The sequence below is a fragment of the Rhizobium sp. L9 genome, assembly GCF_002531885.1.
Classification (GTDB): Bacteria; Pseudomonadota; Alphaproteobacteria; order Rhizobiales; family Rhizobiaceae; genus Rhizobium.
Window position 1 is genome coordinate 23,760 of sequence record NZ_NWSZ01000029.1, and the last position, 20,532, is coordinate 44,291.

The window sequence follows — 20,532 nt, forward strand, 5'->3', positions numbered from 1 at the left end:
ATGAAGGTTCTGATCGTCGAGGACGACCCGCTGCACCGGTCCTACCTGCATGAGGCTGTTAACGCCGCCCTGCCGGAATGCGACACGGTGATCGAGGCGGAGAACGGAACCATCGGTGAGAAGCTCGCCCGCGACCACAAGTCGGCGCATATCGTCATGGACCTGCAGATGGCGAGCCGCAATGGCATCGAGGCGGCGCGCACGATCTGGAAGGAGCGGCCGGAAACCCGCATCCTGTTCTGGTCGAATTATTCGGATGAGGCTTATGTGCGCGGCGTCTCGCGCATCGTGCCGGATGGCGCCGCCTATGGCTATGTGCTGAAATCCGCCTCTGACGAGCGATTGAAGCTTGCGCTGCGCTCGATCTTCATCGAGAGCCAGTGTGTCATCGACCGCGAGGTGCGTGGTCTGCAGCAGAAGAGCCTTGGCCAGACCAACGGCTTCACCGATTCCGAATACGAGATCCTCGTTGACATAGCCCTCGGTCTGACTGACCGGGCCATCGCCAAACGCCGGAGCCTGTCGCTGCGCAGCGTGCAAAACCGCCTGCAGCAGCTCTACGACAAGCTCGACGTCTATCAGACGGCTGTCGACGACCACGAGGACGGCCGCTTCAATCTCCGCGCCCGCGCCGTCACGATTGCTTTCCTGCGTAAACTACTGAATTACAGCGCTCTGGAACGCGCTGAGGCGGAGCTGCAGGAATGGCTTGATGGAAAGTAATTTCCCGAAGGATCGGCGACATAAGCGAGCTTTTCTTTTGGGCGCAGCCGTTTCAAGGCTGCCGCTTGACGCTCGATACACTCGACATCAAAATCGCGGTTTCGAAGGTGAGCCGGCTGTACCGCTTTCACATCGTCGCTCGCCTCAAAAGGTTTGGCCACGGGGATTGACCAGGCGGCGACCGACACCGCTTGGTCGCAAGCTTGCGAGGCAACGCAGTGAATAAATTGTTCTCAGCAGCCGGTTCTTCTCGCGACAGCCCATCCAAGCGCTGGAAGTTCCCGTTGCTGAGCAACCGCCGCCCGTTACGTCGGCCAGCGCTGTTGCTACTCGCCCTGCTTGTCGCAACGATTGCGGTTTCTTACCTTGACATCCGCCAATCCGAATCTCCGACCGAGGACTTGGAAAAGGGAGCGCTCAACAAGGCTGCCCCTTCGCCACGCCCAACCGTCCACTCTGATTCGGCTGCTTCTTTTCTTCGTCCGACGATATCCATATCGCGGCATCTGATGGAGGTCCCAAAGCTCGACCTGGCAAGTCAGTTTCTGCGCATGTGGCTGGTCTCGGGCGCCAATATTTGCAGCGCTCTTCGAGAGGCCGGCATAGAGGTGAGCGAATGGAAAGCCGCATCGATGCGCAATCGCGATTATGAATGTTATTTTCAGCGCATCTACGAACGGGACGAGGTGAGGCCACTGAGCTCGACCTTCCTCAGGATTCGTGGAGATGAGACGGGTAATATTGTTGAGATCCGCGCCAAGATCGTCGGACCGAAGATTGATGCTGAGGGACTTCTCGCCCCTGAAGTGCTGCGCATTTTCGAGATCATTGTGAAGCAGGCATGCTGGCGAGATTTTGAAGATGCGCTTGCGTCGATCCAAAGACTTCGCGATGTCGAGGCCGAACGATTCGGCTCTTATCTCAGCTTCACGCGCGAAGCCGGCAGCGAAAACAGATTTAGTTTTGCTCTAGGCCTCAAGGCAGCTCCAGGTTCGCAGGCAAGAACCAGGGCGTATTTTTCGGCAGACCGCTGGCTGGCCACGACGGATCCGCGCATCCCGCGGACATCATCCGCATCGATCGCAATGGCGCGTTCAGATCAGCCGATGGCACTCAATGGCGGAGCAGGTGCCGGCTCCGATTCAAAACCGAGCCGGAACTGCGGCTGAGCGTCAAAGCCCCCAGCCTTGTGAGTAGGGAAAGTGTCCCCGCCTCGGATATGGCGCGACAGCGGATCAGCGCGACAGGCTGGCTGCCGGTCGAAAAGCGTCGGCTCGGGCGGCGCAATTCTCGACGACGAAATCCACGAAAGCGCGGACTTTGGGCGAAAGCTGGCGATTGGACGGCCAGACCAGCGAGAGCGAGCCGAAGGGCACCATGAAGGAGGTGAGGACGGGGATCAGGCTTCCCGCTCGCATATGCGATTCCGCGACGTAGACGGGCAGGTGGGCAAGGCCAAGACCATCCTGCGCTGCCCGCAGCCCCGCGTCCGTATTGTTGAACGTCAGGCTTCTGGGCAGAAGCAGCCGCTCGTACGGCGCCTTGAAGGCCCATGACGCGATACGGCCGCTGGATGGGTATTTGAAATGAATACAGGCATGCCCGCAGAGATCGGCAGGTGTCTCCGGTCGTCCATGGCGCTCGAAATAGTCGGGGCTGCCGCACACGACGAAATGCTGATCGCCAAGGTGGCGGGCGATCAGCCGCGTATCGGCAAGCTCGCCGCTCCGCACCACGACATCCAGACCCTCTTGAACCAGGTCTATGACCCTGTCTTCGAAATCCACATCCAGTTCGATCTCCGGGAAGCACTCGGCAAAGGCCGGCAGCATCGGCATCAGCAGATGGTGTCCGACGATGTGCGGAACGCTGACGCGCAGGCGGCCTCTTGGGCGTTCCCGGCTATGCAGGACGCTTGCCTCTGCATCCTGCATATCGTCGATGATGCGCTTGTAGCGCTCGTAAAGGACCGCCCCTGCGTCGGTCAGGCTGATGCTGCGCGTCGTCCGATTGAAGAGCCGCACACCGAGCCGGCTTTCAAGACGCGCCACGGCCTTGCCGATCGCCGACGGCGAAACGCCGGCAACGCGCGCGGCTGCGACATAACTCTGCTGTTCGGCTGCATGAACGAAGGCGAAGAGGTTCGCGAGACTATCCACGGCAAGATCCGATTAGAGATATTTTGTCCTTTATGTAAGGCCGCCCGTGGCAGTTGATCAATATTGCGTAGCAAATATCCTTTGTTCGACAGCGGGACCGGATAGGCCTGCCAAGATAAAGGGAGTGGATGGCATGCGGGACTACGCGAGAGAGTTGCCGGAGCACATGGGCATATATATTGGCGAGAATGACCTTTTCCTGGAAATCTTTCGCGGGAACGATCGTTCGGATGAGGCCGATCGACCGCCTCTGCTCTTTGTCCATGGCGCCTTCACCGGCAGCTGGATGTGGAGCAAGTACATTCCGCACTTCATGGCGGCCGGTTGGGATTCTTACTGCATCAATCTGCGAGGTCACTACAAAAGCAGGTCGGTGGATTTCACGAAGGTGGAATTCGAGAACTATCTTGAAGACATTCGTGAGGCGATTTCCGCAATCGCTGGGGAATGTGTTGTTCCTCCTGTTGTGATCGGTTTCAGCATGGGCGGAATCCTCAGCCAGAAGCTGGCGGAAAGCGTTGGCATTGCCGGGCTGGTATTGATCGATTCCAGCATCTCCAGGCAGGTGTACGACGAGGTGCCCTACCAGGATCTTGCGCCTGAGATACCTGGGGTCGTCATTCCCGCGCCGGCGCGTGACGAGCAGTCCAGCCCTGACGAGACGCCCGACGATATTGCCTTCCAGCGGAAGTACCTGTCGATGGAATCCGCCAGAGCCTTCGGTGTCTTTTCCTTCCATTTCGGAGCCGAGGGGATTTCCATCGACGGCAGCAAGATCACCTGCCCCAGCCTGGTCATCTCAGCTGTCAACGACGCAGCCGCCGACCGGCGAGGGCAGGCGATGGCACGGCACATCGGCGGCGAGTATCTCGGTCTCCGGGGCACGACGCATACGGGTTTGCTGGTCGGCCAAAGGTACCACGAAGCCGTCAGCCGCATCATGATCTGGCTCACGCGCTTCGATGAAAAGAGAGTTCATCCCTCTGGCGCGAGGCTCGCCAGCAGGCGGTCGACATAAGCTTCCAGACCGCCGACCATATCGAAGCGATCGGGGTCGCGCAGCCAGAGCATCTGCAGGCCATCCATCACGGCGATCAGTTCGGCCGCGATCACCTTGCTGTCGATCCTCTTGTCGACCGAGCCATCGGCGATCGCCCGCTCGAAAGTCGCGGCGATGTCCTTCTGCATCTCCGCAGTGCGAGCGAGAAACCACGCCTTGGCGGGGTGATCCTTCATCAGGCTTTCGGCATTCAGAATCGCAAAGGCTCTGACGACCTCGATCATTTCGGCATTGCGGCGGAAGATCTCGACCATGCCCTTGAGCAGGCCGCTGACATCGGAGCGATAGTGCCCGATGAAATCGGCGCTATCGAGATCGCGCTTGGCGAGGATCGCGAGCAGCAGATCGACCTTGGTGGGGAAATGGTGCAGCAGGCCGGGCAGCGACAGGCCGACGTCCCGGGCGATATCTCCGATCGCGGCATTCTGATAGCCGTCTTCGGCAAAGCGCCGCATCGCCGCGGCCAGGATTTCCGCGCGGCGCTCCTCTCCTTTGGGGGATCGACGCCGTCTTTTCTCGTCCTGTCCCGTCTTCCGTTCTGCCATTATTTCTCCCGTCGGCCTCTTTTAACGGCGATGCGCCGATCCGCAATGCTCCGGCCGATATATCCTCTTCTTCTTACATCAGCTCCGTCAGCTTGACATATTAAAAATACCGAGTAATCGGTAGGTTTAACAGACGGTGCTCGCAGTCTTTGAACGGGAGGTTTGCATGATCGATTCCATTCTCGACGAGATGACGCTCGAAGAACAGGTCTCGTTGCTGTCGGGCGCCGATTTCTGGACGACCGTGCCCGTCGAGCGGCTTGGCGTGCCGATGATCAAGGTGACGGACGGACCGAATGGCGCTCGCGGCGCGGGCTCGCTGGTCGCCGGCGTCAAGGCGACCTGCTTTCCTGTCGCCATTGCGCTCGGCGCCAGCTGGAATCCCGATCTCGTCAGGCAGATGGGGGTTGCCCTTGCGCGCCAGGCAAAGAGCAAGGGAGCGGCCGTGCTGCTCGCGCCGACAGTGAATATTCATCGCTCCGGCCTCAACGGCCGCAATTTCGAATGTTACTCCGAAGATCCGATGCTGACATCAGAACTCGCGGTCGCCTATATAGAGGGCGTGCAGAGCGAGGGGATTGCGGCGACCATAAAACACTTCGCCGGCAATGAATCCGAGATCGAGCGGCAGACCATGTCGTCCGATATCGACGAGCGGACGCTGCGCGAAATATATCTTCCGCCCTTCGAGCAGGCGGTGCGCCGCGCCGGCGTCATGGCGGTCATGTCCTCCTATAACCGCCTCAACGGCACCTATACGAGCGAGCATCAATGGTTGCTGACCAAGGTGCTGCGCGAGGAATGGGGCTTCGACGGCATCGTCATGTCCGACTGGTTCGGCTCGCATTCCACGGCCGAGACGATCGATGCCGGCCTCGATCTCGAAATGCCAGGCCCGGCGCGCGACCGCGGTGAGAAGCTGGTTGCGGCCGTGCGCGAAGGCAAGGTGGAAGCCGCCACCGTGCGGGCGGCGGCGCGGCGCATGCTGCTGCTGCTCGAGCGCGTCGGCGCATTCGAGAACAAGCCCGATCTCACCGAACGGGCGGTCGACCTGCCGGAAGACCGGGCGCTGATCCGGCGCCTCGGTGCCGAAGGCGCGGTGCTCCTCAAGAATGATGGCATCCTGCCGCTTGCCAAGACCTCGCTCGATCGGATCGCCGTCATCGGACCGAATGCGGCGAGCGCCCGCGTCATGGGTGGGGGCAGCGCGCAGATCAACGCGCATTATACGGTGAGCCCGCTCGAAGGCATTCGCGCCGCTCTTTCCAATGCCAACAGCATCAGCCACGCCGTCGGCTGCCGCCATAACCGCCTGATCGACGTGTTCAAGGGAAAGATCACCGTCGAATATTTCAAGGGGCGCGGCTGCAAGGGCACCCCGCTTCACGTCGAGACCGTCGACAAGGGCGAATTCTTCTGGTTCGAACTGCCGTCGGGCGAACTCGACCCCGCCGATTTCTCCGCCCGGATGGTGATGCAATATGCGCCTGAGGAGAGCGGCCAACATGTCTTCGGCATGACCAATGCCGGACTGGCGCGGCTCTTCGTCGACGGCCGGTTGATCGTCGACGGCCATGACGGCTGGGTGCGCGGCGAGAATTATTTCGGCACCGCTAATGACGAACAGCGCGGCGCGGTGACGCTCGAAGCGGGCAGGCCTTACGAAATTGCCGTCGAATATGAGCCATCCACGGCGAACGAGGAGGGCATCAACCTCATCGCCGTCCGCTTCGGCGTCGAAAAACCGCTCGGCGAGGCCGATATCGAAGTCGCCGTCGAAACGGCCCGCAATGCCGATGTCGCGCTGCTCTTCGTCGGTCGCGACGGCGAGTGGGACACGGAAGGGCTGGATCTGCCCGACATGCGGCTACCGGGGCGGCAGGAGGAACTGATCGAGAAGGTCGCCGCCGCCAACGCCAACACCGTCGTTGTGCTGCAGACCGGCGGTCCCATCGAGATGCCCTGGCTCGGCAAGGTCCGTGCCGTGCTGCAGATGTGGTATCCCGGACAGGAACTCGGCAATGCCGTTGCCGACGTGTTGTTCGGCGAAGCCGAGCCGGGCGGCCGCCTGCCGCAGACCTTCCCGAAGGCGCTTGCCGACAATTCCGCCATCACAGGCGATCCTGCCGTTTATCCCGGCAAGAATGGGCATGTGCACTATGCCGAAGGCGTCTTCGTCGGCTATCGCCATCACGATATCAGCGCCGTCGAACCTCTCTTCCCCTTCGGCTTCGGCCTTAGCTATAGCCGCTTCCGTTGGGGCGAACCGCGACTCTCCGCAGGAGAAATGGATCCTGAAGGCATAACCGTCAGCATTGACGTCACCAACACAGGCGACCGGCCAGGCTCGGAACTGGTCCAGCTCTATGTACGCTCGCCGTTAGCCAAAGTGGAACGGCCGGACAAGGAACTGCGCGCCTTCGCAAAGCTCTCGCTGCAACCCGGCGAAACAGGCACAGCCGTTATGAAGGTTCTGCCGCGCGATCTGGCCTATTTCGATATCGAGGCCGGCGCCTTCCGGGCCGAACCGGGTGGTTATCACCTGGTCCTGGCGGCGAATGCCGCCGATACAAGATTCGTGCTCCACCTGCCGTCACCGGCCGGCTACGTGCTGCCGCCGACCTCATGATTCCGATGTCGAACGGCCAGGCGCCATTGGTTGAGCTGAATGAAAACAGTGCGCAAGAGGCGCTCCGGACTGCCGGATCAAGCAGCCTGAAATTTTTTAGATTCTCCTCTTGAATGGAAAATCATGCGGAACCAGATCATCGTCGTCGGCAGCGCAAAAGCGGGCCGATGATCAGAGGGGAGACGCAGGTTTCCGACGCGTCTCCAACCCATGTTGCTTTACGGAGGATATGGCTATGAGAAACGAACTTGATTTCGCCCCCCTTTACCGGTCCAGCATCGGATTCGACCGTGTCTTCAATCTCCTGAACAATGCGCAGCGCCTGCAGGCGATCGAGACTTGGCCGCCCTATGACATCGTCAAGACGGGCGAAGACGACTATCGCATTCAGATGGCGGTGGCCGGCTTTGCCGAAGGTGACCTCGACATTACCCAGGAGCGGAACGTCCTTCTGGTGAAGGGGCAAAAGCCCGATGGGAAAGAAGGCGAATATCTGCATCGCGGCATCGCCGGGCGCGCATTTGAACGCCGCTTCGAGCTCGCCGACCACGTCAGGGTCGAGAACGCCTCGCTGACGAACGGTATTCTCTCGATTGCGCTGAAGCGTGAAGTGCCCGAAGCCATGAAGCCGCGCAAGATCGCCATCGGAGACGGCTCCTTTCAGCAGGCGCCTCTTCAGATCGAAGCCGAGCGTCAGGTGGCTTAAGGAGAGCCTCTCCATGAAGTCCCGAATTAAGCCGTTTATCGTGGAGATCAGGAAACGTCGCAGAAGCAGCGCTAAAGATGCGGCAAAGCCTCTGTTTTCGAGGTCGTTAGGCAAGCTTCGCAATGCGCACGCCGTTTCTGAAGCGCGATCCTGAACAGGGTTCCGCGTCGACTGGGGCCGGCGCCATGTGGCCGGCCCTTGTGCACGAATGATGCGGACCGAGTTTGCTCTTCCTCGAATTCTCACCCGCGACGAGATCGTTGCGTTTCGCGCCCGCTCCCTACGGTCCGTCTCTGCAGTGATTTGTGACGACCTCATCGCTTTCGATTGGTCATGTCATGACTTTTCAGGTCATCTTTGCCGCCGTTGCGCTAGCGATGTGAGGGCTTGACGTGTTGGTGCTCCTGACGATCACGGATCGAACTGGGACGAGCGACATTCTTCAAACTGGCACGAATGGCCCCGCCCCTAACCCGCCCGGCGCTTTTCGATCGCAGTTCACATTGTCCATAGAAGTGATAGCGGGGCGGCTTGTAGCTTTTCTCCGAACGGGGTCACTCGGTCGTGGTCGTGTAAGACGAGCCCTCGCACGAAACGATCGCCTACCGCCTCTTGTAACTGGCGCAGCCCGCGAAAATCGTCAGACTTCACCGTTGCCGACGCCTTTACTTCAATCCCAACAACCCGGCCGCGCCGATCCTCGACGATGACATCGACTTCATCTTGATCTCTCGTCCGGTAGTGGGAGAAGGAAAAGCGCCGGTCTGACCAAGACGCCAGTTCTCGGCAAATTTAAAGTCAGGCCCGGCTAATTTTAATCTACTCCACGGCTAATTTAAAGCGCTGACGGTCTTAGTCTAACCGCACGACCGTCAAATTACAGGCGTTCGGGCGCGGATGAAGATCGAAATACGCCGGTGTTCAATGAGAACTTCCAGGTCTATGGCGTGGCAAGGTCTGGCGGCAGGATGGCAAGCTGGACCGCCCATGCAGATTTCGTCCTCGATGCCTCGAACTAGACGCTTCATGATCGACGGCCCGTCCATCGCGGCCTCATCCACCATCCCGACGGGGGCGTGCAATAGATGTACTGAGCAACCTTTGTTCGGCCCGTCCCGGAAAGTTCATCTGCGATCAAACCGCATCCGGCTGGGTGCGCAGATTGGTGACGACGCGCCGGTTCTGCACCTTGCAGGAGCGCTCCGTGCAGTCGCGGACTTCGCGGTCGTTTCCGTAGCCCTTGGCCCACATGCGCTTGGGGTCTACGCCCTTCGAGGCGAGATAGGCCATCGCCGCATCGGCGCGCTTCTGCGACAGCGTCTGCATATTGGAGGCGGAGCCGGAATCGTCGGCAAATCCCTGCAGCTTGAGCAGCCACGTTGGGTTCCTGTTGAGCCAGGCGGCCTGGTTGTCCAAGGTTGCCATGGCGACGGTATCGAGCGCGGAGGAGTCCTGCTTGAAGTAGATCCGTCGGCCGACATTGAGAATGAAATCCTCCTCGCTACCAGCCGCAACGTTTTCGAAACCGGGGGCGGGGTCGTTGGTCTGGCCGGTCATCGGCACCGCGGCCGGTTCTTCCAGGGAGGCGACCTCGGTGGTGGAGCAGGCGGCGAGCGCCAAGAGCATGGCTGCGCCGGCAAGGCGCTTGGTGTATCCGATCATAGCAGACATAGGGGTGATATTCCTCATTCGACCGGAGTTGTTTCGCTAACCTGAGCGGCGCCCTCAGCCTGGTCGGCAATATGCGGCAGAACCTGTACGGCCGTGCCAATGGGGCAGCGCTGGTAAAGATCGATGGCGTCTTCGTTGAACATGCGGATACAGCCGCTGGAGGCGTCCTTGCCGATGCTCCATGGTTCCAGCGTGCCGTGGAAGCGATAGCCGGTGTCGACGCCGTCGCGATGCAGATACATGGCGCGGGGGCCAAGCGGGTTCTTCGGTGAGCCACCCGAGACGAACTCCGGCAGTTCGGGATGGCGCTTGCGCATCTCCGGCGGCGGCGTCCAGCGCGGCCAGAGCGATTTGGCGTCGATGGTGGCGCGGCCAAACCATTTGAAACCTTCGCGACCGACCCCGACGCCATAGCGAATGGCGGTCTTGTTCTCCATGATCAGGTAGAGAAAATGGTGCCTTGTATCGACGACAACGGTGCCGATCGGCTCGCTGCTGAAATATTTGACCACCTGGCGATGCCAGCGCTTGTCGATTTTGGCGAAATTGGTGCTGCGGAATGTCACGCCGTTGTCGACGGCTGTGCCGTCGAAATAAGAAGCTGCCGCTGCGGCTGCCGGTTTGCTGACGGCGCTGGTTCCAAGTAACGCCAATCCACCGAGCATAATACTCCTGCGGGTCCACACCATCGGCTAAATCCCCCCTGAAAGCCAACAAGCGAAGTGGCAGTAAACCAGATTTTTTATTTGCCTCAATAGAAAACTCCTCTCCCTATCAAGATCGATAGAGAATCTAGGGTCGCCTGATGCTGTATTGCTTCGGTCGTTACTCCGGGCGGGAGAATGTTATGCCGACTGCGCACGGATCCGCAAAGGACAGGAGGCGCGGCCGGAGCCTGCGTCGCAGGTGTTCAGTGCCAGCGCTCCAGTGTCGATGCTGCGTGCAACCTCTTCGCGAATGGCCGTCATAGGCAGATCATCGATTAAAAGGTGACTAAAATAATCATCTTATGTTGACAAGCTCCACTTCGCTCCATAGGTTCCGCCCGCATCCGTGACGTAGGGACCAAGCAATGGCGCGTGTTTTTTTGAATGTTTCTAATAATGTATCGCGAATTTACAGAGATAGCCTTTGTGCGACGACCGCGATAGTCCTGATCGGCATTGCAGCATCGCCGGCTGCTGCCCAGAGCGCCTCCGCAGGTGACACCGCGACGACTCTGGAGCCGATCGTCATTCAAGGTGCAGCCTCTGATAGCAAGACCGACCGGACGTCGGTCACCGCCAAGAACAGCGCGGGCGCGACCAAGATCAACACGCCGCTTGTCGAGACGCCGCGTTCGATCTCGGTGACGACGGAGAAGGAGATCGAGCAGCGCAGCGCCCAGTCGGTCATCGAGGCGGTGCGTTATACGGCCGGCGTGACCACCGGGCCGAACGGCTTCGATCCGCGTTTCGACCAGATCCACATTCGCGGCTACAATGCCACGACAGTCGGGGATTATCGTGACGGATTGCGCCAGCCCTATATCAATTACGGCATGTTCCGCACCGATCCCTATCAGCTGCAGCGCGTCGAGGTGATCAAGGGGCCGGTATCCGTTCTCTACGGCTCGGGATCGCCAGGCGGCCTCGTCAACAAGATCTCGAAGCTTCCGACCGAAGAGCCGATCCGTGAAGTCGGCATTACCTACGGCACCAAAGACCGGGTGCAGGGGATGTTCGATTTCGGCGGGCCGATCAGCGAAGACAGGGACGATTTCCTCTATCGTATCGTCGGCCTCGCCCGTCGCGGCGACACCAATTTCGATATTGCCGACGACCGCTATTTCCTGGCGCCGTCGTTTACCTGGAAGCCTGACGAGGGCACGACCTTCACGCTATACGGCCTGGCGCAGTCTGACGAAACCGACGCCAATGTCGGCGCGATCACCACTGTGGACGGCAGGATTCTGGATCTGAGGGCGAGCGATCCCGACTATGACCACCAGAAAATCAAGCAGCAGCAGGTCGGCTACCAGTTCGAGCATGAATTCGACAACGGCCTGACCTTCCGGCAGAACCTGCGTTATTCGCATCTCGATCTGGAGGCCCGTTACCTCGGCGTTACCAGCTGGACCGGGACCGTCGCGCATCGCGGCACGAATGCGATCCGCGACGAAATGAACGTCTTTCAGGTCGACAATCAGCTCGAGGCGAAGTTCGATACAAGCTCGCTTGCGCATACAATGCTGTTTGGGCTCGACTACACCAATCTCAAGTCGAGCTTTGGCTATGGCTTCGGAGCCGCCGATCCGGCATTCGACTTCGATGTCGCCAATCCGACTTATGGAGTCTCAGGCACCACGCCGGACTATAATTTCTTGGCTTCCGATGCCGACATGCGGCAGCTTGGCATATACGTGATGGACCAGATCGAGGTCGGAAACTGGCGCTTTAACCTCGGTGGCCGACAGACCTGGGTGAACCAGACGCGAGATTCGACCTTGCCCTCGGTTAGCTCGGAGGATGTCGAAAAGAACGCCTTCTCGGTACAGGCCGGCGCGCTTTACCTCTTCGACAACGGCATCGCGCCGTTCGTTTCCTACGCGACCTCCTTCGATCCGGTCACCAACCGATCGGCAACCAACACGATTCTTCCGCCGACGAGGGGCGAGCAATACGAGGTCGGCGTTAAGTACCAGCCTCCCGGCTCCGATATCCTGCTGTCGGCCGTCGCCTATCACATCGTCGAGCAGAATAAGCCGAGGCTCGCCGACCCGCTGACCTTCGCCTATGACTCCCAGGGCGAGGTGACCGGAAAGGGTATCGAGCTTGAAGCCCGCGCGGCGATCGCCGACGGTCTCGATATCATTGCTGCCTACACCTACAACGACTCCGAAGTGACCGGGGGCAACAACGTCGGAAACACTCCGGCCATCACCCCGACCCATGTTGCGAGCCTGTGGGCGAACTACACTTTCCAGGAAAGCAATCGGTTCAACGGTCTGTCGGTTGGCGCCGGCGTGCGCTACATCAGTGAGACCTGGACGGATGTCGCCAATACCTCGAAGAATCCCGCAACTTTCTACGTCGATGCATCCGCCTCCTATGATTTTGGCGCAGTCGACAAGAAATACGAGGGCCTGACGGCTGCCTTCGCCATCCGCAACATCGCCGACGAGCGCGAAACGGTTTGCGAAGAGGGCTTCTGCTATCTCGGCCAGGGCCGCAACATGACCGGCACCGTGAAGTATCGGTGGTAGGCATGGGGGTGGAGATGAACGGGCCCTCAGAGCGTCCTCCGATCGCTGATCATTCCGTCGCCCACCAGGCCGTCGATCTCGACGGCCTGGTGGGCGACGGCCCGTTCGCCTATTGCCGCGGCAAGCTGATCGGTACTCCCCGGCAGGCGGGCCTCGTCGTTCCCTGCCGGGATCTCGGCGACCGAGACGTCTTTGACGGGATCATCGCCCGATATGCCCAGAAGTTTCCGGGCAGTGATCGCCGCGCGATCGTCTCCATGTGGACGCTCTATTATTTCAGCATGCTGACGATCGCGCCGAGCGTCCATATGTTCGTGAACCGCATCGCCCTGCCGATGGAAATCCACGGTCTGTCGCTGGTCTGCAATGAGCAGACGGGCGAGCCGGAAGCATTCGTAATGTCCGGCAGTCCCGAGATTGCCGTCGATCCGGCTGCCGAGCTTCACCGGCTGATGCTCGGCCATGCCGAGCCCGTCATTTCGGCGATTGCCGCCAATTCCGGCGTGGCGCCGAAGCTTCTCTGGAACAATGCGGCGGCCTACCTCTCCTGGATCCTGAAAGAGATCGCTCACCGCCACGAGCCCGCCCTCGTCGAAGGCGGTCTGGCGCTGCTGAATGATGCTGAGTGGCCGGGCGGCGGGCGCAATCCGATGTTCGGCATGATCCGCATGGCGCGCCAGCAATGCGGGTTGGAATTCGCCCGCCGCAAGGTCTGCTGCCTGCGTTATAACCTGCCTGGCGTCGGCGGCTGCGGCGAAGCCTGCCCGCTGCCGGACGGACGGCATTGAGGCAGATTAGAATTATGCGGCGGCGTTTGACATGGTCTTTGCCTGCTCGGCATATCGTGACGGCGGCAATCCGACAAAGCGCGTGAATGCCGTGCTGAACGCGCTTGCGGAGCCATAGCCGACGCGCTCGGCGATCTCCTGAATTCCGATATCGCGTTGCCTCAGCAGATTTTTGGCGAGCGCCATGCGCCATGATATCAGATACTCCATTGGCGCCAGACCCACAGTGCGGCGGAAGCGGTTGAAAAACGCCGACCGCGACAGGGCCGCCTCTCGGGCAAGCTGCTCCACCGTCCATTCCCTGGCCGGATTTTCGTGCAGCCGACGGATGGCCAGGGCAAGACGTGTATCGCTCAGACCCCGCAGGATTCCGAGCGGCGCTTTCTCCCCGGCATTCGAGCGCAGCGCCTCGACAAGCAAGACTTCCAATAGCCGCGCCAGGATCATATTCTTTCCCGGCCGCTCGGTGCGGGCTTCGTCCGTGACGAGCTGTACGATCGCCGCCAGTCTGCTGTCGCCGCGGATATGAATGATCCGCGGCAGCAGGGAAACCAACAACGCCGCATCAGGCGAGCCGAAAGCGAAGTGGCCGACAAGCAGGCGTGCATTCGGAGTCCCTTCGGGATCGCCATGACGGGTCTCTTCAGGAAGCATCGTGACGGTGAGGGGATCGATGCCGGGCGATAATCCGTCGCCCAGGCTCGACATCGTGAAGGCATGGACGGCCGGGATCAGGACGAAGTCGCCTTCGCGCAATGTGATCTGCTCGTCCTCCGCGCTCAGCCGCGAAGAACCTTCCAGCACGACGCAGTAGAAGGGCTGTCCGGTCTCCTGGCGCTCAACGCGCCACATCCCTGCGCCGCTGACGAGCTTTGAATGGCGCGCCGCTGGCTGCAGTAGCGTGACCATATCAGCCAAAGGATCGCTCATCGATACTCCTGATAATGAAACAAAGACCGCGCATGATATTCAGTTGCGATTTCCCCGTCTACATCTGTAGCTGTCAGCATAGATAGGAGACAGACATGAAGACCGTTCTCGTTACAGGATGCTCGTCGGGGTTCGGGCTGGAAATTGCCAGGTTCTTTCTCGCGCAGGGCTGGAAGGTGATCGCCACCATGCGAACGCCGAGCCAAGACCTGCTGCCGCCTTCAGACGAACTCAAGATCGTTGCTCTGGATGTCACGAGACCTGAAAGCATCCGCGCTGCGGTTGACGCCGCAGGTCCTGTGGACGTGCTGGTAAACAACGCCGGCATCGGCTGGCTCAACGCGGTTGAGGGAACGCCGATGGAAATCGCCCGCGAAATTTTCGAGACGAATACGCTGGGAACGATCGCGATGACGCAAGCGCTTCTGCCGCAGATGCGGGAGCGGCAGGAAGGCGTTATTGTCAACGTTACGTCAAGCGTAACGCTCAAGCCGCTCCCGCTCCTCTCTGTCTATACGGCGAGCAAAGCCGCGGTGAACGCGTTCACCGAATCTGTCGCGCTCGAGCTCGAGCCGTTCAATGTGCGTGTGAGGATCGTGCTTCCGGGGCGCGCGCCGGAAACGCGGTTCGGCGATACGGCGCGCGCACGGATTGAACGACAGGGCGGCTTCCCGGAAGCCTATTCGTCGGTCGTCGCAGAAGTGTTCGCGTCTTGGGAGCAGCAGTCGGAGACCGCCTTGACACAGCCCGTCGACGTCGTCGAGGCGGTATGGCGTGCTGCGACCGATCCTTCCTCTCCATTGCGCATCCCTGCAGGGGCCGATGCCGAAGCATTGGCGGGATGAAGGCGGCTTCTCAAGGCCGCCGGCGCAGAACGAAAAGCAGCATCGGGGCTCCGACCAGGGCCGAAATCAATCCGGCGGGAACCTGATAGGGGAAGGCGATCATGCGGCCGGCCCAGTCGGCGATGACGAGCAGGGTCGCCCCGATCAGCGCTGCGGCGAGCAGCTGGGTCGAGGGACGGCGGAGGCCAAGGCCATGGGCAAGGTGCGGCGCCATCAGCCCGACGAAGCTCAAGGGGCCGACGACAAGCGTGGCGGCCGCCGTCATGATCGCCGAGAGCCCGAAGAGGGCACCGCGCGCCGGAGCGATCCTGAGGCCGAGTTCGCTCGCCGTCTCCGAGCCGAGCTGCAGCAGCGCAAGCCAGCGGCTTGCGAGAGAGGCCGCGATGAGACAGGCAAGCGCGATCAGCATGGCGCTTGCGGCAACGCTGTTGTCGACGAAATAGGTCGAGCCCGACATCCAGCGGATCAGCGCCAGGCCGCGCGGATCGCCGCTTGCCGCCAGCACGCCGATCCCGGCATCCAGGATCGCGCCGAAGGCGATGCCGGCGAGCAGCACGCGGTTCGGGCCGAAGCCTGAACGGGCGCTCAGGAGGAAGATCAGCAGCAGCACGCCAAGCGCGCCGCCGCCGGCAAAGGCAAGTTGGACGGTGAGCTTCGGTGCGGCGAAGGCGAACATGGCGGTCGCGACGCCAAGCGTCGCCCCGGCCGAAACGCCGAGCACCTCGGGGCTCGCCATTTCGTTTCCGGTCAGCCGCTGCAGGATCAGCCCCGTCACGCCGAGCACGGTTCCGGCGCCGAAGGCGGCGGCGACCCGCGGCAGGCGGAGGGGGAGGATTTCATTCCATGAGGCGGCGGGCAGCCATGTCCACGCGCCATCTGATGCCCGGCCGAAGAAGATCGCGGCGATCGCCAATGCGACGACCGAGGCGAACAGCAGGACGAGGGAGGCCCCTTTGCTGCCGATCGCGAGCCGTGGTGAGGTCATGCCGGGGAGCGTGCGTGAGGCTGTTGCAAGGCGTGGAAGCAGAGCAATCATGATCGGTCCGCCGAGCAATGCGGTGACAGCCCCGGTCGGCACGAAATCGCCGGGAGCAAGGAGCTGGATGGTCTCGTCCGTCAGAAGAAGAAGGCCGGCGCCTGCTATGGGCGACCAGATCAACTGGCTGACGACCCGGCGTGCGCCGGCCAGCCGGACGATCTGCAGGGCGACCAGCCCGATGAAGCCGATGACGCCGACGGCGCTGGTGACGAGGGCGCTCAGCGCAATCGCAATCGCTAGGATAAAGCCGCGCGCCCATTTGATCGGCAGACCGAGGCTCGCTGCGCCGGCATCTCCGAGCTGGCTCAGCGCCAGCGGTCTCGCGGCGAGGAAGGCGAGGCCGGCGAGGATGGCGACCTTAGGCAGCAGCGACAGCGGGATCGCCCAGCTTTGCTGCGACAGAGACCCGGCGCCCCAGATGAAGATCCCGGAGAGATATTGATCGTTCATCAAGATCAGAATGGCCGCCGCTGCGCCGCACCAGAGGCCGATGATCATGCCCGACAGGATGAGGGAAAAAGGCGAGAAGCCGTGCCGGGCGCTGATCGAAAAGAGGGCGAAGGCGACAGCGGCACTTCCTGCGAGCGCGACCGCATCGCGGCTCCATCCCGCCAGCGAGGGAAAGGCGAGCATCACGGAAACCAATGCCAGATTGGCGCCGGCGGAGACGCCGAGCGTCGTTGGTGAAGCGAGAGGATTACGCAGGACCTGCTGCAGGATCGTCCCAGAAAGTGCAAGGGCGGCTCCCGTGATCAGGGCCGTCGCCATGCGCGGCAGCGTGGAATAGAGAAGCAGAAGGTGCTGGGCGTCGTATCCGCCTCTGGCTTCGATATGCGGCAGCGCCGGCAGGAGATCGAGCATCGCAAGGCTGAGGCCTGAAAACAGCAATAGCGCCGCAAGTGCCGGCGCGCCGAAGCGGGAAAATTCAGCCTTCATCGGGCGGCAGTCTCCAGAACATCGACCGTCAGTGTCGAAAAGCGCAGCGCCTCCTGGACCATTCCAAACATCAGGACGCCGGGAACGACCGAGATGCGCTGGCGCCGGACGAAGGGGAGGCTGGCCCAAAGCGGGCTTTCTGAAAGCCGGGTCAGGACATCGGGCGGAAGCAAAGGCGACACGACGACGAGGTGCGCCTCTTCATCGAGTTCGGCGAGCTGTTCCAGTCCGATCGTCTGAAATCCCCAGTAGCTGGCCTCGCCCTTCCAGGCATTCTCAAGGCCGATGCGCCGCATGGTGCCGCCGTAAAGCCCCGGGCCGCTGTAGATGCGCGCATGCCTCTGGTCGACGAAGTTGATAACGGCGACAGGAGGCGCGGACAGGCTCCTCACCCTCTCGCGCAGCCGCTCGAACGTGGCATCGGCGCGGGCGAGAAACGCCTCCGCTTGCCTCTGTCGCCCGATCATGGCGCCGAGACGCCGCGTTTCGGCGTAGGAGCGGTCGAGCGCATCGCCGTTCTCGGCATAAACAGTGAAGGTCGCGACCGGCGCGATGCGGGAGAGTTTTTCATCCAGCGCCGCCAGGAAAGGCGTGCTCAGGATGAGCGATGGCCGGAGGCTGGTGAGGACTTCGAGATTGATCTCGGATGTGGTGCCGATGTCGACGACGCCTTGCGGCATGGTTGGCTCGACAACCCATTCCGACCAGTTCCTGAGCGAGGCGATCGCTCGCGGCACGCTGCCGAGCGCCAGCATCGTCGATGCCAATCCGTAATCGAGCGACACGACGCCGTTATCACCGGCGCGGGCCATGACGGGTGCGCTCGTCACGGCCAGCGCGCTCAGAAGAAAGTCCCGTCGTCTCAAAGCGCGGCCTCGCTCGGCTGTTTTCCGGCGAGCGGCTTGATCATGAACAGGCACGGATGGTCCTCGTGCCAGAGTTTGGCAAACACCTCCGCCCTGACGAAGCCGTTCCGGTCGTAGAAGCGGCGTGTCGCCTCGAATTGCGGCTCGTCGCGGCCGCGCGGCGCAAGCGTCTTGACCGTCAGCAGCCGGGCGCCCGATTTCTGGGCGAAGCCTTCGGCAGCGTCGAGGAGATGTCGCCCTGCGCCCTGGCCGTGATATTCCGGCCGCGTCGCGATCAGCGCAATTTCGACGGCATCAGGCAGGTGCGGCTTCAAGGCCATCAGCGCGGTGACGACATCCGCTTCGATATAGCCGAACACCGGCAACTTCTCGATCGCCTGGGCGCTCGCTTCGATGACCTCGGACTCCGAAAACCAGTCGGGCAAGGCACTCATGATCGATCGGCAGAGTTCCGCCTTGCCGGTCAGGATCTCAACTGTTCGTCCCATTTTTTCTCGCCTTCAGCCCGGTGGATTTAAACTTGACTCTTGTTATCACCTTAAAATAGACACTGCAATCACATCGTGCACATCCGCTTTGAAAAAGGAGCGCCAAGGCCGAACCGACCAGCAAGACAGAGCCTGATTTTCCATTCGTAAAAAGGTACAGGACAATGCGAGCATCGCATCGTGATGTGAACGGGAATGCGGTTGTCAACGCAATGATCGAAAACAAGGATAAGCTCCTGAAGACGATCGAAAGCGTTCTCAAATCAAGGGCATACTCCGAGGACATATTTCAGGACGGAGTCATCAAAGCTTATGGGGTCAATGTCGACGGTATTCGCTGCCCCATCGGCTATGCCTTCCGGATGGTCTATAATCTCGCACTGGATGAGAGCCGCCGCCAACGCCATCAGACGAACAACCATAGGTCGATATATCAAATCCAGGAGATCACGGCTCCCGTCCCAACGGTGCTTGACCAGCTCGTTGCCGCAGAGACCCTGCGTGACGTGCTGGCTTCGCTCGAGGCGCTGCCGAAGCGCACCAACGACGCCTTCATCCGTCACCGCCTGAACGGCGTGCCGCAGAAGGACATCGCGGCCGAACTCGGCGTCTCACGGACCCTTGTTAATTTCATGATCAAGGCGGCGGAGCGGCATTGCCATTCGGCGATCACCGACTCCCCTCGTGCCGATCACGAACATCGGCAGGATCCTAGCGCCGCGCGGCGTGCAGCGCCTGCTGCAGGTCGCTCCAAAGCAGTTCCGGTTCTTCCAGTCCAACGGCGAAGCGAACCGTCTGCTCGCTCACGCCGAACCGGATGAAGGTGGTCATCCGGTCGGGAATCTGCAGCGCCACCTTGGCGGGGACCACAAGCGTTTCCGGCCCTCCCCAGCTGACGCCGAGGCGGATCTCGCGCAGCGCATTGACGAAACGCGCGACATCTATGTCGGGCGTGAGGTCGAAAGAGAAGAGCCCGGCATAACCCGACAGCGTCGCCCGGCCGGGATGGTCTTGAAAGGCCGGGTGGCGAACGCGGGCGATGTCGGGATGCTGTTTCAGCCGGTCGGCGAGCAGAAGTCCGCTGCGCTCATGCTCCTTCAGCCGGACGCGCAGCGTGCGCATGCCGCGCAGCAGGAGCCAGGCCTCGAAGGGCGAGAGCTTGGCGCCGATATAGGGGTAGGAGGTCGAGTTGATCCTGGCGATCGCCTCTTTCGTGCCGACGACGACGCCGGCGACCGTATCGCTGTGGCCGCCGAGATATTTCGAGGCGGCGTGAATGACGATATCGACGCCGTGCAGGATCGGCTTCTGGAAGAGCGGCGTCGCCCAGGAATTGTCGATGACGGTTGTGACACCCGCCTCCTGTGCCATGGCCGACAGCGCCACGATGTCCTGAAGCTCGAAGACGAAGGAGGAGGGGTTTTCGAGATAGAGCAGCCTTGCGCCCGGCAGCGCCTTGCGCACCTCGTCATGGTCGGAAGGATCGATGAAATCCACCGTGACGCCGAGCCTGCCGAGCAGCTTGACCAGCAGGCGGTAGACGTCATTATAGAGGTGGCGGACGGCGACGACCCGGTCGCCCGCTTCCACGAGACTGAGAATGGTCGCGGTGATGGCGGCCGTTCCGCTTGAAAAGGCGCGCCCATCTTCCGCGCCTTCGAGGCGGGCGACCAAGAGCTCGAATTCACGGACAGTCGGATTGTCGCCGCGCGAATAGATGAAGTTGCGCGCCCGGCCGGCGAAGACATCCTCCATCGCCTCGTAACTGTCATAGGTGAAGAGCGAGGTCTGGAAGATCGGCGGCGACACGGCGTTGAAGGCCGAGGGATCGACGGGCGTGAAGAGATCGTCGGCCGCTTGGTCGCCAAGGTCGCGTGGGCTGAAGGACAGGTTCATGATGATC

The 20,532-nt window shown here is 61.2% G+C and carries 19 protein-coding genes; 9 read left to right on the top strand and 10 right to left on the bottom strand.

Going from position 1 to position 20,532, the window contains the following annotated elements; translation table 11 throughout:
- Both CO660_RS25990 and CO660_RS26000 read left to right on the top strand, forming a co-directional pair.
- Complete coding sequence (locus CO660_RS25990; RefSeq protein WP_097601168.1) at window positions 1-723, top strand: response regulator transcription factor; 723 nt, start codon at window positions 1-3, stop codon at window positions 721-723.
- Between the two features lie 284 nt (window positions 724-1,007).
- Complete coding sequence (locus CO660_RS26000) at window positions 1,008-1,892, top strand: DUF6030 family protein (RefSeq protein WP_097601170.1); 885 nt, start codon at window positions 1,008-1,010, stop codon at window positions 1,890-1,892.
- A 66-nt stretch (window positions 1,893-1,958) separates the two neighbouring features.
- Here CO660_RS26000 and CO660_RS26005 read toward each other — a convergent pair whose 3' ends face one another.
- Window positions 1,959-2,882 (bottom strand): LysR family transcriptional regulator, encoded by a 924-nt coding sequence (locus CO660_RS26005; RefSeq protein WP_097601171.1) that lies wholly within the window; start codon window positions 2,880-2,882, stop codon window positions 1,959-1,961.
- Window positions 2,883-3,015: 133 nt separating this feature from the next.
- Between CO660_RS26005 and CO660_RS26010 the strand changes: the two genes are divergently transcribed.
- Window positions 3,016-3,900: an alpha/beta fold hydrolase gene (locus CO660_RS26010; protein ID WP_097601172.1), complete on the top strand. Its 885-nt coding sequence runs from the start codon at window positions 3,016-3,018 to the stop codon at window positions 3,898-3,900.
- Here CO660_RS26010 and CO660_RS26015 read toward each other — a convergent pair.
- Complete coding sequence (locus CO660_RS26015) at window positions 3,858-4,487, bottom strand: TetR/AcrR family transcriptional regulator (RefSeq protein ID WP_097601173.1); 630 nt, start codon at window positions 4,485-4,487, stop codon at window positions 3,858-3,860. The two genes, CO660_RS26010 and CO660_RS26015, sit on opposite strands and share 43 nt — an antisense overlap.
- A 166-nt stretch (window positions 4,488-4,653) precedes the next feature.
- On the opposite strand from CO660_RS26015, the gene CO660_RS26020 reads away from it, so the two are divergent.
- The gene (locus tag CO660_RS26020) at window positions 4,654-7,116 is read left to right on the top strand and encodes a glycoside hydrolase family 3 C-terminal domain-containing protein (RefSeq protein ID WP_097601174.1); all 2,463 of its coding nucleotides are present in this window, start codon (window positions 4,654-4,656) and stop codon (window positions 7,114-7,116) included.
- Between the two features lie 235 nt (window positions 7,117-7,351).
- On the top strand, window positions 7,352-7,822 hold the full coding sequence (locus CO660_RS26025) for an Hsp20 family protein (protein WP_085781829.1): 471 nt from the start codon (window positions 7,352-7,354) through the stop codon (window positions 7,820-7,822).
- A gap of 498 nt (window positions 7,823-8,320) precedes the next feature.
- Here the strand turns inward: CO660_RS26025 and CO660_RS34360 are convergent, their stop codons facing one another.
- From CO660_RS34360 to CO660_RS26040, 3 genes are all read right to left on the bottom strand, one after another.
- A complete protein-coding gene (locus CO660_RS34360) occupies window positions 8,321-8,614 on the bottom strand; it encodes a DUF4143 domain-containing protein (RefSeq protein WP_348627656.1) in 294 nt (97 codons plus the stop codon).
- A 342-nt stretch (window positions 8,615-8,956) separates the two neighbouring features.
- Window positions 8,957-9,493: an OmpA family protein gene (locus CO660_RS26035; RefSeq protein WP_097601175.1), complete on the bottom strand. Its 537-nt coding sequence runs from the start codon at window positions 9,491-9,493 to the stop codon at window positions 8,957-8,959.
- Window positions 9,494-9,507: 14 nt separating this feature from the next.
- Window positions 9,508-10,182, bottom strand: a complete 675-nt coding sequence (locus CO660_RS26040; protein ID WP_097601176.1) for a L,D-transpeptidase — start codon at window positions 10,180-10,182, stop codon at window positions 9,508-9,510.
- Between the two features lie 383 nt (window positions 10,183-10,565).
- Between CO660_RS26040 and CO660_RS26045 the strand changes: the two genes are divergently transcribed.
- Window positions 10,566-12,737 carry a TonB-dependent siderophore receptor gene (locus CO660_RS26045; protein WP_097601177.1) on the top strand — a complete coding sequence of 724 codons (2,172 nt, stop codon included), beginning with the start codon at window positions 10,566-10,568 and terminating at the stop codon, window positions 12,735-12,737.
- 14 nt (window positions 12,738-12,751) lie between these two features.
- Window positions 12,752-13,525: a siderophore-iron reductase FhuF gene (gene fhuF / locus CO660_RS26050; RefSeq protein WP_097601215.1), complete on the top strand. Its 774-nt coding sequence runs from the start codon at window positions 12,752-12,754 to the stop codon at window positions 13,523-13,525.
- A 12-nt stretch (window positions 13,526-13,537) separates the two neighbouring features.
- Here fhuF and CO660_RS26055 read toward each other — a convergent pair whose 3' ends face one another.
- On the bottom strand, window positions 13,538-14,455 hold the full coding sequence (locus CO660_RS26055) for an AraC family transcriptional regulator (protein WP_097601178.1): 918 nt from the start codon (window positions 14,453-14,455) through the stop codon (window positions 13,538-13,540).
- Between the two features lie 95 nt (window positions 14,456-14,550).
- On the opposite strand from CO660_RS26055, the gene CO660_RS26060 reads away from it, so the two are divergent.
- The gene (locus CO660_RS26060; RefSeq protein WP_097601179.1) at window positions 14,551-15,300 is read left to right on the top strand and encodes an SDR family oxidoreductase; all 750 of its coding nucleotides are present in this window, start codon (window positions 14,551-14,553) and stop codon (window positions 15,298-15,300) included.
- Window positions 15,301-15,310: 10 nt separating this feature from the next.
- Here CO660_RS26060 and fhuB read toward each other — a convergent pair whose 3' ends face one another.
- Genes fhuB through CO660_RS26075 form a run of 3 tightly spaced genes read right to left on the bottom strand, consistent with a single transcriptional unit; the run spans window position 15,311 to window position 18,629 of the window.
- A complete protein-coding gene (gene fhuB, locus CO660_RS26065; RefSeq protein ID WP_097601180.1) occupies window positions 15,311-17,275 on the bottom strand; it encodes a Fe(3+)-hydroxamate ABC transporter permease FhuB in 1,965 nt (654 codons plus the stop codon).
- Window positions 17,272-18,105, bottom strand: a complete 834-nt coding sequence (locus CO660_RS26070; protein ID WP_097601216.1) for an iron-siderophore ABC transporter substrate-binding protein — start codon at window positions 18,103-18,105, stop codon at window positions 17,272-17,274. The genes fhuB and CO660_RS26070 overlap by 4 nt, the downstream gene beginning before the upstream one ends.
- Window positions 18,106-18,137: 32 nt before the next feature.
- On the bottom strand, window positions 18,138-18,629 hold the full coding sequence (locus CO660_RS26075; RefSeq protein ID WP_097601181.1) for a GNAT family N-acetyltransferase: 492 nt from the start codon (window positions 18,627-18,629) through the stop codon (window positions 18,138-18,140).
- 164 nt (window positions 18,630-18,793) lie between these two features.
- On the opposite strand from CO660_RS26075, the gene CO660_RS26080 reads away from it, so the two are divergent.
- The gene (locus CO660_RS26080) at window positions 18,794-19,450 is read left to right on the top strand and encodes a sigma-70 family RNA polymerase sigma factor (RefSeq protein WP_097601182.1); all 657 of its coding nucleotides are present in this window, start codon (window positions 18,794-18,796) and stop codon (window positions 19,448-19,450) included.
- Here the strand turns inward: CO660_RS26080 and CO660_RS26085 are convergent.
- Complete coding sequence (locus tag CO660_RS26085) at window positions 19,341-20,525, bottom strand: PLP-dependent transferase (RefSeq protein WP_097601183.1); 1,185 nt, start codon at window positions 20,523-20,525, stop codon at window positions 19,341-19,343. The genes CO660_RS26080 and CO660_RS26085 overlap by 110 nt on opposite strands.
- Window positions 20,526-20,532 lie beyond the last annotated feature (7 nt).